Genomic DNA, 11050 nt, shown 5'->3' on the forward strand with positions numbered 1-11050 from the left:
GGGGGGGGGGGGTTCGGAAAGCCGAAGCGCCATCCTGAATCGTCGCGCCGAGCGGCGCTGCCCCCCACCCCAGCCCTCCCCACCGCAAGCGGGGGGAGGGAGAAGGTCGCGCCAACCATGACCGATCGTCTCAACTCCTTCTTCCAGCATGACGCCAAGATCGCCTGGGAGCCGACCGAGCCCGGCGTGAAGCGCAAGATCATGGCCTATGGCCCGGACCTGATGGTGGTGCGCGTCGCCTTCGAGAAGGGCGCGATCGGAAAGGCGCATCAGCACCCGCACCGCCAGGCGTCCTATGTCGAGAGCGGCGTCTTCGACGTCACCATCGACGGCAGGACCGAGCGGCTCTCAGCCGGCGACAGCTTCTTCGTGCCCGGGAACCTCGTCCACGGCGTCGTCGCCGTCGAGGCCGGGCAATTGATCGATTCCTTCACGCCGATGCGGACGGAATTTTTGTGAGAGACCGCTGCGGCGGCCGTGCCGACGCAGCTCCCGCCAGGGGACAAGAACGACCGGAATAAGCCGGCGACATTTTGGGAGAGGACAACACCATGCTCAATCGACGGAATTTTTCCGCGCTCGCCGGCGTCGCCTTCGCCGTGCTGCTCGCCACCTCGGCGCAGGCGCAGAACGTCACCCTGCGCTCGACCGACATCCACCCGGACGGCTATCCGACCATCGAAGCCGTCAAATACATGGGCCAGCTGCTCGAGCAGCGCAGCAACGGCCGGATCAAGATCAACGTCTTCCACTCGGCCCAGCTCGGCCAGGAGAAGGACACCATCGAGCAGACGCGCTTCGGCGTCATCGACATGAACCGCATCAACATGGCGCCGTTCAACAACCTGATCCCGGCGACGAACGTGCCCTCGCTGCCCTTCATCTTCCGCTCGGTCGAGCACATGCGGAAGGTGATGGACGGTCCGATCGGCGACAACCTGCTGAAGGAATTCGAGAAGCACGAACTGATCGGCCTCGCCTTCTACGATTCCGGCTCGCGCTCGTTCTATAATTCCAAGCGCCCGATCAAGAGCCCGGCCGACATGAAGGGCCTGAAGATCCGCGTCCAGCAGTCGGACATGTTCGTCTCGCTCGTCTCGGCGCTCGGCGCCAACGCGACGCCGATGAACTTCGGCGAGGTCTATTCCGGCCTGCAGACCGGCGTCATCGACGGCGCAGAAAACAACTGGCCCTCCTATGAATCGACCAAGCACTACGAGGTGGCGAAGTTCTATTCGCAGACCGAGCACTCGCTCTCGCCGGAGGTGCTGGTCATGTCGAAGAAGAGCTTCGACAAGTTCCCCGCCGCCGACCAGGCGCTGATCAAGGCCGCGGCCAAGGAATCGGTCGCCAAGATGCGCGAGCTCTGGGATGCGCGCGAGAAGGCCTCGGAAGCGAAGGTCAAGGCCGGCGGCGCCCAGATCAACACGGTCGAGAAGCAGCCCTTCATCGAGGCGATGAAGCCGGTCTACGACAAGTTCGTCACCGATGCGAAGCTCAAGGACATGGTCGCCGCGATCCAGGCGGTGAAGTGAACGCCTGAGCCGAAGCGGGCCGGGCGCCGCCGCGCCCGGCCCGTCGCCATTCCCCGTGCGAGGACGCCGCCATCATGGGCAGCCCATTGCGAAGAGTTTCGGAGACGCTCGCCACGCTGGCGCTGTGGACCTCCGGCATCGGTCTCGTCCTGATGACCATAGCGGTCACCTGGCAGGTCTTCGGCCGCTATGTCCTCAACAGCACGCCGACCTGGACCGAGGCGCTCTCGATCCAGCTCATGGGCTGGTTCATCCTGCTCGGGGCCGCCGTCGGCGTCCGCGAAAGCTATCATCTCGGCTTCGACATCCTGCGCCACGCCCTGCCCGGGCTGCCGGCGAAGACGATGGCGGCGATCAGCCACCTCGTCGTGCTCGCCTTCGGCCTCGCCATGACCTGGTATGGCTGGGATCTCGTCGTCGGCACCTGGACCGCGACCATCCCGATCCTCGGCTGGCCCGGCGGCATCGACTTCATGCCGCTGCTCGGCGGCGGAGCGCTGATCTCCTTCTTCACGGTCGAGCACCTCATCGCCCTCGCCACCGGCCGGGATGACGGAACCAACGCATGAGCCCTGAGCTGATCATCCTGTTCGGCAGCTTCGTCATCCTGCTGCTGATCGGCACGCCGATCGCATTCTGCCTCGGCGCCGCCTCGCTCGCGACCGTCGTCTACATGGGGATTCCGCCGCTCGTGGTGTTCCAGCGGCTGAACTCCGGCATCAGCGTCTTCTCGCTGATGGCGATCCCCTTCTTCATCTATGCCGGCGACCTGATGATCCGCGGTGGCATCGCCGAGCGGCTGGTGCGCTTCGCCGGCTCGCTGGTCGGCCATATGCGCGGCGGCCTCGGCCAGGTGAACATCGCCGCCTCGACCCTGTTCGGCGGCATTTCGGGCTCTGCCGTCGCCGACGCCTCGGCCATTGGCGGGCTGATGATCCCGCAGATGCAGAAGCGCGGCTACGACACCGGCTTCGCCGTCAACGTCACCGTCAGCTCGGCGATCATCGCGCTGCTGATCCCGCCCTCGCACAACATGATCATCTACTCGCTGTCGGCGGGCGGCAGCATCTCGATCGCCGACCTCTTTACCGCCGGGATCGTTCCCGGCCTGCTGCTCGCCGCGGCGCTGATGGTGACGACGTGGCTGGTCGCCAGGCGGCGCGGCTATCCGGCCGAGCCCTTCCCGGGCTGGCGCACCGTCGCGGTCTACGGCGTCTCGGCTCTGCCCGGCATCGTCCTGATCGGCATCATCTTCGGCGGCGTACGCTCCGGCGTCTTCACGGCCACCGAGAGTTCCTGCATCGCCTCGGTCTACGCGCTGCTGGTGACCATCGTCGTCTATCGCGGCATGAGCCTTTCCGAGTTCAAGGAGGCGACCTTCGCGGCCGTGCGCACCACCGCCATGGTGTTGCTGGTAATCGGCTGCGCCGCCTCTTTCGGCTGGCTGCTCGCCTTCTTCCAGGTGCCGGCGGCGATGGTCGCCTTCATGCGCTCGATCTCGAACGATCCGATCGTGATCTTCCTGCTGATCAACCTGCTGCTGCTGTTCCTCGGCACCTTCATGGACATGTCGCCGCTGATCATCATCACCACCCCGATCTTCCTGCCGGTGGTGACGGCCTTCGGCATGGACCCGGTGCATTTCGGCGCGATCCTGATCCTCAATCTCGGCATCGGCCTGTGCACGCCGCCGGTCGGCGCGGTGCTCTTCGTCGGCTGCGCCGTAGGACGCATCTCGATCGGGGAGGCGATGCGCTCGATCTGGCCATTCTACGGCGCCTCCATTGCCGTGCTGCTGCTGGTGACCTATGTGCCCGGCATCTCCCTCTGGCTGCCGAGGCTGTTCCATTGACCCGTCTGTCCTCCGCCGCCCTCGCCTCCCTTCCGGCCTCCGTCAGGCGGCCGGGCTATGACCGCGGCGAGCTCCGGCCCGGCATCGTCCATCTCGGCCTCGGCGCCTTCGCCCGCGCCCATCTCTGCGAGTTCACCGACGATGCGCTGGAGACCGGATTCGGCGCCTGGGGCATCGTCGGCGCCAGCCTGCAACGGCCCGACCAGCGCGACCGGCTGAAGCCCCAGGACGGGCTGTACACCTTCCTCAAGCGTGCCCCCGCCGGCCCGCAGCTGCGCGTCATCGGCTCGGTGCTCGACGTGCTCGTCGCCCCCGAGGACCCGCGGGCGCTGGTCGCGCGGCTCGCCGCACCCGAGACCAGGATCGTCTCGCTCACCGTCACCGAGAAGGGCTATTGCCATGATCCGGCGACCGGCAGGCTCAGGACCGACCATCCCGACATCGTTCACGACCTCGCCGAGCCCGACGCGCCGCGCTCGGCCATCGGCCTGATCGTCGCCGGCCTCGCCGCCCGCCGCGCCGCGGGGCTCGGCCCGTTCACCGCGCTCTGCTGCGACAACCTCCCGTCCAACGGCCATGTCCTCGCCGGGCTGGTGCGCGACTTCGCGGCGTTGCGTGACGATGCGCTCGCGGCCTGGATCGAGGCCAACGGCGCCTTCCCCTCGACCATGGTCGACCGCATCGTGCCTGCGACGACGGAAGCCGACATCGCCGAGGTCGCTGAACTGCTCGGGCTCGACGACGCCGCTCCCGTGATCGGCGAACCCTTCCGGCAATGGGCGGTGGAGGACGTGTTCGCGGCGGGGCGCCCGGCCTGGGACAAGGTCGGCGCGCAGATGGTGTCGGAGGTCGCCCCCTTCGAGTTCATGAAGCTGCGCATGCTCAACGGCGCGCATTCGAGCCTGGCCTATCTCGGCTATCTCGCCGGCCACGAGACGGTTGCGGCGGCGAGCGGCGATCCCGTCTTCGCCCGCTTCCTGCAGGGGCTCTGGGCCGAGATCATCCCGACCGTGCCGGCCCCGCAGGGCGTCAACCTCGAGGCCTATGCCGGCGACCTGCTCGCCCGCTTCCGGAACCCGGCGATCAGGCACCGCACCTGGCAGATCGCCATGGACGGCTCGCAGAAGCTGCCGCAGCGCCTGCTCGGCACTGTCCGCGAGCGGCTGAAGGCCGGCGCCCCGATCGATCATCTCGCGCTCGGCGTCGCCGCCTGGATGGCCTATGTCACCGGCACCGACGAGAAGGGGCAGCCGATCGATGTGCGCGATCCGCTCGCGGGCGAATTCGCGATCCGCGCCAAGGCGCTGGGCCGCGACGCCGTGGCGCTGAGCGCGGCCCTGTTCGGCATCGGGGCGATCTTCGGCGACGACCTGCCGCGGGAAACACGCTTCACGCGGGCCGTGGCCGGCCATCTCGACAGCCTGTTCCGGACGGGCGCGAAGGCGACGGCGGCCGCGCTGGGGTGAGAGAGGCTCGTCATGCTCGGGCTCGACCCGAGCATCTCGGGCCGGAAGAGGCACCCATCGGCGCCCTCCGGTTAGGAGATTCGCGGGTCTGCGCTTCGCTTCGCCCGAGAACGACGCGCCTCTGCCCTTGATCCGTGCCCCGGCCTGACGCCAGATGCCGGGATGATCGCCCGCTTCGCCAACGCCCTGATCACGAGCGCCCTCGCCGCGCTGCTGCTCCTGCCCCCGGGCGGCGCGAACGCCCAGCCGCAGCCGGCGTCGACCTATGTCGTGCCGAACTACTGGGATCCGAACGTCCGGGTCGAGCGGCCCGATCCCGGCCCGCCGCGGGTGATCCGCTTCCTCACCGACGACGATTTCCCGCCGATGCATTTCGCCACGCCCGAGGGCGGCGTCACCGGCTTTTCGGTCGAGCTCGCCCGCGCGGTCTGCGAGAAGCTGGCCCTGAGCTGCACCGTCCAGGCGCGCCGCTACGACACCCTGCTGGATTCGCTGGCCGAGGGCCGCGGCGACGTGCTCGCCGCCGCCATTCCGGTCACCGGCGAGCTGCGCTCGCGCTTCGCGGCGAGCCAGATCTATCATCGCTCGCCCGCCCGCCTGCTGACGACGCGCGGCAACGCCAGGGCCGACCTCGAACTGGTCGCCCTGCGCGGCACCCGCGTCGCGGTCGTCTCGGGCACGGCCCACGAGGCTTTCCTCGAGCGCCTCGCCCCGTTCATCCAGCGCCGCACCGCGCCGGATCTGCAGGCCGCCATCGCACTGCTGCGCAGCGGCGATGCCGAATATATCTTCGGAGACGGGGTTTCGCTGGCCCTGGCGATCGCCGGGCGCGGCGGCAGCGAATTCGCCTTCGCCGGCGGCCCCTATCTCGAGGCGCGCTATTTCGGCGAGGGCATCGGCTTCCTGCTGCGCAAGGACGACCTCGCTCTGAAGCGCGCCATCGACTACGCGCTGCAGGGCCTCTGGGACGACGGCACCTATGCCAGGCTGTTCATCCGGTTCTTCCCGGTGAGCCCGTTCTGAGCCTCGTCCTCCGCCGACGCCGTCGGCTTGGCCAGCCGCCCCTCCTCGGCCTTGTAGAAATACTGCGAGGCGACGAGCCAGCCCTTCAGCGGCCGCAGGGGTGGGATGCAGGTGAGCAGCACCAAAGGCAGGGTCGTCACCAGATGCACCCAGGTCGGCGGGTTGTAGCTCAGCTCCAGCCAGAGCGGGAAGGCGACCGCCGGCACGCAGACGAACATCATCACGAAGAAGGCCGGGCCGTCCGCCGGATCGGCGAAGGAATAGTCGAGCCCGCAGGACTCGCAGCGCGGCTTCAGCGTCAGGAAGCCGTCGAACAGCTTGCCCTGGCCGCAGCGCGGACAGCGCCCGCGCAGCCCGGTCTCGAGCGGAGACAGCGCCGGCCAATGCTGATCTGCCATGTCGTTCTCCCGTCGAAGCTGCGGCCTGAGATTGAATGCATATAGACCCCAATATGATTGCATTCAAAGGCACAGTTTGACGCATCATGAAGGCAACGCGCGCATGTCGACACCGGTTTCGCCGCCGGTCCGAAGGGTACGCGGCCGCGCCGTCAGAGCGCGCCGGCGCCCGCTTCCGGCGCATGCTCCAGCGCATGCGCCATATAGGCGAGCCCGTCGCGGAGCGCCTTGCGGCCGATCGGCCCGCCGAGGCAGATCCGCGCGGCCTCCGGCGCCGGCCCCTTCGCCGCGAAGGCATCGCTGGCGACGATGCCGATCCCGGTCGCCTGCATCTGCCCGACGAAGGCAGCGCGGGTCCAGGGCGGCGGCAATTCGAGCCAGAGATTGAAGCTCAGCGGATCGGCGCGACAGCAGCCCGCCGGCAGGATTCCGGCGGCCAGCTGCTGCCGCGCCGCCGTCTCCGTCCTCACGAAGCCGAGCAGCGCATCGGCGCTGCCGTCCTCGATCCAGGCCGTCGCCAGCGCGGCGGTCAGCGGCGAGGCCATGATGCTGCCGGCGCGCAGGGCCGCGGCGAAGGACCAGCCGGAGCGGATGTCCGGCACGACGACATAGGCGAGCCGCAGCCCGGCCCCGAGGCATTTCGACAAGCCGGCGATGTGCCAGCTCAGCTCGGGCGCGAGCGCTGCGAAGGGGGCGGGCGCCTGCCGGGGCAGGAAGCCATAGGCATCGTCCTCGATGATCGCCACGCCATGGCGGCGGGCGACCGCTACGATCTCCACGCGCCGCCGCTCGGGCATGGTGATCGTCGTCGGATTCTGCAAGACGGGATTGAGGTAGAGCGCCTTCGGCTTCAGGCGCGCGCAGGCCGCTCCGAAGGCCTCTGGATCGAGACCCTCGCCATCCATCGCCAAGCCGGCGAGCGAGAGGCCGAGCTGCGCGCAGATCGAGCGGATGCCGGGATAGGTCAGCGCCTCGCACAGCACCGTATCGCCCGGCCGGGCGAGGCTGCTCAGGATCGCCAGCAGCGCCGCATTCGCACCGGGCGCGACGAAAAGCTGCTCGGGCACCGGCGCCAGCCCGCGCCGGGCGAGCCACAGCCCGGCCGCCGCCTTGTCGGCGGGCGAGCCGCCGAGCGGCTGGTAGCGCAGCAGGCCGACCAGCCGCTCGCCGACCTCCGCCATCCCCTCCCGCAGCCGGGCGATCAGCGCCGGATCGTCCGGCTCCGGCGGCAGGGTCATGGAAAGGTCCACCAGCTCCGGCGAGGAAGCCCGCGACGCGGCGGCTCCGGCCGGCGCGGCCCTGACGAAGGTCCCCTGCCCGACTCGCGACTCGACCAGCCCCCGGCGCTGAGCCTCGACATAGCCGCGTGCCACCGTGGTGAAGTCGAGGGCGAGCGCCCCGGCCAGCCGCCGCTGCGGCGGCAGCCTGTCACCGGCCGCAAGCGCCCCCGAAGCGATGTCGGCGGCGATGCGGTCGGCGATGGCGAGATAGCGCGGCCTGTCGCTCTGGGTCAGGTCGGGGAGCCAGTCCATCGAGGCGATCCGTGGAAGCGCAGCACTGAATGGATTGACTGTATATTGTTGCAAGACCGCGATGTCACTAGGAGAGCGCGCCGATATGAGTCGTCATTGCGAGCGTAGCGAAGCAATCCAGGGGAGACGTAGAGCTCTGTGCCTTCTGGATTGCTTCGTCGCTTTCGCTCCTCGCAATGACGGGAGAGGTCGACCCCCCTCAGCCGACGATCTCGCCCCTGAACGCCCAGCGCGTCATCCGCCGCTCGACCAGCGCGCAGGCGGCATACATCAGGATGCCCATGATCGCGATGGCGAAGAGGCCGGCGAAGGTCGTGGCGGAATCGTTGCGCGCCCCCGCCGACAGCATCAGGAAGCCGATGCCGCGATTGCCGCCGACCGTCTCGGAGATCACCGAGCCGATGAAGGCGAGCGTCACCGCGACCTTCAGGCTGGCGAAGAGATAGGGCATGGCGCGGGGCACGCCGACCTTGGTCAGGATCTCCCACTGGCTGGCGCCGAGCGAGCGCATCACGTCGCGCATCTCCGGCTCGATCGTGGCGAGGCCGGTCGCGACGTTCACGACGATCGGGAAGAAGGAGATGACGAAGGCGGTGATGATCGCCGGCAGGGCGCCGACGCCGAGCCAGATCATCAGGATCGGCACGATCGCGACCTTGGGCACGGCGTTGAAGGCGATCAGCAGCGGGTAGAGGCCGGAATAGATGAAGGGCGAGGCGCCGATGGCGAGGCCGAGCAGCACGCCGAAGCCGATCGCCAGCAGGAAGCCGATCGCCGTCGTCCACAGCGTCTCCAGGCAGAACTTCAGCAGGATGTCCCAGCGCTGGAGCATCACCTCGAAGATGCGGGTCGGCTTCGGCGCCAGGATCTCCGGCACGTCGAAGACGATGCAGGCGAGCTCCCAGACCAGCAGCAGCCCGGCCATGGCGAGCCAGGGCATGGCGACGAGGAGCAAAGAGCGCTGACGGTCAGTCATTGTCTTGGTCCTGCCGGGGCGCGCATCAAGCCCAGCGCAGCCGGATACAGGATTTTTTCGCGGCCCCTGGAGTGCTCAAGCCCTCCCCCCGCTTGCGGTGGGGAGGGTGGGGGGGGGGGCAGCCCCGCTCGGCGCTTCGATGAACGAATGAAGCGTCCGGCTTTCCGGCCCCCCATCCCTATCCCTTCCCCACCGCAAGCGGGGGGAAGGGAACGCGCGACACCTGCGTCCGATCGCCCTGACATCACGCATGCTCCATGTGGATGCGCTCGCGCAGCTCGTGAACGATGTCGACGAATTCGGCGGTGAAGGTGGTCTCCAGCGTGCGCGGGCGCGGCAGCTCGACCTTGCGGATCTTGACGATCCTCCCGGGCCGGCGGCTCATCACATAGACGGTGTCGGCGAGATAGACCGCCTCGCGCAGGTCGTGCGTCACGAGAACAGCCGTGAAGCGCCGCTCCAGCCAGAGCGCCTGCATCACGCCCCAGAGCTCCTCGCGCGTGAAGGCGTCGAGCGCGCCGAAGGGCTCGTCGAGCATCAGGATCTCGGGCTCGTGCACCAGCGCCCGGCACAGGCTGGAGCGCTGCTGCATGCCGCCGGAAAGCTGCCAGGGGAACTTGTCGCCGAAACCGCCGAGGCCGACCGAGGCGAGCAGCGTCTCGACGCGCTCGATGTACTCGGCCTTGTTCGCCCGGAAGCGGCGCTTGTGCGGCTCGACCACTTCGAGAGGCAGCAGGATGTTGTCGCGCGTCGTGCGCCACGGCATCAGCGTCGGCGCCTGGAAGGCCATGCCGACGCCGCGGATCGGACCCTCGACCGGCTGGCCGTGAACCCGGATCTCGCCGCCGCTCGGAGGCAGCAGGCCGGTGACCAGCTTCATCAGCGTGGACTTGCCGCAGCCGGACGGGCCGACCACCGCGATGAATTCGCCCTTGGCGATGTCGAGCGTCGCATCCTCCAGCGCCAGCATGCGCGAGGCACCGCCGCCATAGGCGAGGCTGACCTTGCGCAGTTCGACGAGGGGCGTGTCGGTGGAAGCCGGCATGGAAGGCGTCATCACAGGTGAGGCGCGGGGAACCCCTCTCCCGGATGGGAGAGGGGCAGGGGTGAGGGACCGCCGCTGATTATTGGAACGCAAAGGAGCCGTTGAGCCTTCTGCGGAAAGCGCAGGCCCTCATCCCTGCCCTTCTCCCACACGGGAGAAGGGTTCCCCGCGCCCTTCACGACCCTTTGGAACAACCTCACGGCGCGACCATGCGCTCCGCCTTGGGCGGCAGGTACTTGTTCGAGAACACCTTCTCCGGCGCCGGCGCCGAGGGCAGGCCGAAGGCGTCGGCGACGTCGACGACCGAGCGCGCGAAGCGGGCCGGGTCGACATCACCCATGCCATTCGCCTTCACATAGGGTGTCAGCACGTTCATCTTCAGCGACATGTCGAGGCGCTCGGCCTCCAGCTTCTCGTCGATCAGCGGGTCGCGCTTCTTCACCGCGGCGAGGCCGACGGCCGGATTGGCGGCGACCTCCTTCCAGGCCTTGGCGGTGGCGCGCAGGAAGCCCCTCACCGCCTCGGGCTTCTCGGCGAAGGCCGGCGAGACGATGATGCCGTTGCCGTAAACGTCCATCTTGTAGTCGGAGTAGTTGAAGGAGACGATGTCCTCCTGCTTCACGCCGCGCGCCTTCAGGTCGAGCACCGACGAGAAGTAATGGCCGCTGATGAAGTCGACCGTGCCCTGCACCATCGACTGCTCGCGCAATTGCGGCGTCAGGTTGACGTGCTGCACGGTCTTGGCGTCGACGCCGACCTTCTTGGCGAAGGCCGGGAACAGGCGGAACGAGGCGTCGAACACCGGCGCGCCGAGCTTCTTGCCGGCGAGATCGGCCGGCTTGGCGATCCCGGTCTTCTTCAGCGTGTGCACGCCGAAGGGCGGGAAGTCATAGGCCATGAAGACACAGAGGATCTCCTTGCCGGGGTTCTTGACGTTGTATTCGATCAGCGAGTTCACATCGGCGAAGCCGATGTCGTAGGCGCCGGTGGCGACGCGCTGGACCGCGCCGGCCGAGCCCTGGCCGGGGTCCATGGTGACGTCGAGCCCCTCGGCCTTGTAGTAGCCCTTCTCCAGCGCGACCAGGAAGGGCGAAGTCGGGCCCTGGAACACCCAGTCGAGCGTGAACTTCACCGCCGTCTGCGCCTGTGCCGGAGTCACCGCTCCCAGGGCCAGCGCCGCCGCGCCCGCCAGCGCGGCCCGGCGGCTGAATGCCCGCACCAAG

General features: G+C 68.5%; 11 protein-coding genes. 6 read left to right on the forward strand and 5 right to left on the reverse strand.

Features of this window, described 5'->3' with window-relative positions; all coding sequences use genetic code 11:
- Window positions 1-117: 117 nt before the first annotated feature.
- From CS1GBM4_RS20720 to CS1GBM4_RS20745, 6 genes are all read left to right on the forward strand, one after another.
- Window positions 118-459, forward strand: coding sequence for a cupin domain-containing protein (locus CS1GBM4_RS20720; RefSeq protein ID WP_186420653.1), 342 nt, complete (start codon window positions 118-120; stop codon window positions 457-459).
- 92 nt (window positions 460-551) lie between these two features.
- Window positions 552-1535 (forward strand): TRAP transporter substrate-binding protein, encoded by a 984-nt coding sequence (locus tag CS1GBM4_RS20725; protein WP_186420654.1) that lies wholly within the window; start codon window positions 552-554, stop codon window positions 1533-1535.
- Between the two features lie 86 nt (window positions 1536-1621).
- Complete coding sequence (locus CS1GBM4_RS20730; RefSeq protein ID WP_244607327.1) at window positions 1622-2104, forward strand: TRAP transporter small permease; 483 nt, start codon at window positions 1622-1624, stop codon at window positions 2102-2104.
- Window positions 2101-3387, forward strand: coding sequence for a TRAP transporter large permease (locus CS1GBM4_RS20735; protein ID WP_186420656.1), 1287 nt, complete (start codon window positions 2101-2103; stop codon window positions 3385-3387). Before CS1GBM4_RS20730 ends, CS1GBM4_RS20735 begins: the two co-directional genes overlap by 4 nt.
- Window positions 3384-4853 (forward strand): mannitol dehydrogenase family protein, encoded by a 1470-nt coding sequence (locus CS1GBM4_RS20740; RefSeq protein WP_186420657.1) that lies wholly within the window; start codon window positions 3384-3386, stop codon window positions 4851-4853. Before CS1GBM4_RS20735 ends, CS1GBM4_RS20740 begins: the two co-directional genes overlap by 4 nt.
- Window positions 4854-5015: 162 nt before the next feature.
- Window positions 5016-5876: a transporter substrate-binding domain-containing protein gene (locus tag CS1GBM4_RS20745; RefSeq protein WP_186420658.1), complete on the forward strand. Its 861-nt coding sequence runs from the start codon at window positions 5016-5018 to the stop codon at window positions 5874-5876.
- Here CS1GBM4_RS20745 and CS1GBM4_RS20750 read toward each other — a convergent pair.
- The 5 genes from CS1GBM4_RS20750 to CS1GBM4_RS20770 form a co-directional block, all read right to left on the reverse strand.
- The gene (locus tag CS1GBM4_RS20750; protein WP_186420659.1) at window positions 5831-6274 is read right to left on the reverse strand and encodes a DUF983 domain-containing protein; all 444 of its coding nucleotides are present in this window, start codon (window positions 6272-6274) and stop codon (window positions 5831-5833) included. The two genes, CS1GBM4_RS20745 and CS1GBM4_RS20750, sit on opposite strands and share 46 nt — an antisense overlap.
- A 152-nt stretch (window positions 6275-6426) precedes the next feature.
- Entirely contained in the window at window positions 6427-7806 is a 1380-nt protein-coding gene (locus tag CS1GBM4_RS20755; RefSeq protein WP_186420660.1) for a PLP-dependent aminotransferase family protein, read from the reverse strand.
- Window positions 7807-8005: 199 nt separating this feature from the next.
- The gene (locus CS1GBM4_RS20760) at window positions 8006-8782 is read right to left on the reverse strand and encodes an ABC transporter permease (protein ID WP_186420661.1); all 777 of its coding nucleotides are present in this window, start codon (window positions 8780-8782) and stop codon (window positions 8006-8008) included.
- A gap of 244 nt (window positions 8783-9026) precedes the next feature.
- Entirely contained in the window at window positions 9027-9827 is an 801-nt protein-coding gene (locus tag CS1GBM4_RS20765; protein WP_186420662.1) for an ABC transporter ATP-binding protein, read from the reverse strand.
- 196 nt (window positions 9828-10023) lie between these two features.
- A complete protein-coding gene (locus tag CS1GBM4_RS20770; RefSeq protein WP_244607328.1) occupies window positions 10024-11046 on the reverse strand; it encodes an ABC transporter substrate-binding protein in 1023 nt (340 codons plus the stop codon).
- Between the last annotated feature and the right edge of the window lie 4 nt (window positions 11047-11050).

Source organism: Allobosea sp. CS1GBMeth4 (assembly GCF_900185715.1).
Lineage (GTDB): Bacteria > Pseudomonadota > Alphaproteobacteria > Rhizobiales > Beijerinckiaceae > Allobosea.

Bases quoted from the DNA above. Each gene is read 5' to 3' on its own strand.
- CS1GBM4_RS20755 (WP_186420660.1), bottom strand. From the start codon at position 7,806: ATGGACTGGCTCCCCGACCTGACCCAGAGCGACAGGCCGCGCTATCTC.
- CS1GBM4_RS20720 (WP_186420653.1), top strand. From the start codon at position 118: ATGACCGATCGTCTCAACTCCTTCTTCCAGCATGACGCCAAGATCGCC.
- CS1GBM4_RS20750 (WP_186420659.1), bottom strand. From the start codon at position 6,274: ATGGCAGATCAGCATTGGCCGGCGCTGTCTCCGCTCGAGACCGGGCTG.
- CS1GBM4_RS20725 (WP_186420654.1), top strand. From the start codon at position 552: ATGCTCAATCGACGGAATTTTTCCGCGCTCGCCGGCGTCGCCTTCGCC.
- CS1GBM4_RS20765 (WP_186420662.1), bottom strand. From the start codon at position 9,827: ATGCCGGCTTCCACCGACACGCCCCTCGTCGAACTGCGCAAGGTCAGC.
- CS1GBM4_RS20745 (WP_186420658.1), top strand. From the start codon at position 5,016: ATGATCGCCCGCTTCGCCAACGCCCTGATCACGAGCGCCCTCGCCGCG.
- CS1GBM4_RS20735 (WP_186420656.1), top strand. From the start codon at position 2,101: ATGAGCCCTGAGCTGATCATCCTGTTCGGCAGCTTCGTCATCCTGCTG.
- CS1GBM4_RS20760 (WP_186420661.1), bottom strand. From the start codon at position 8,782: ATGACTGACCGTCAGCGCTCTTTGCTCCTCGTCGCCATGCCCTGGCTC.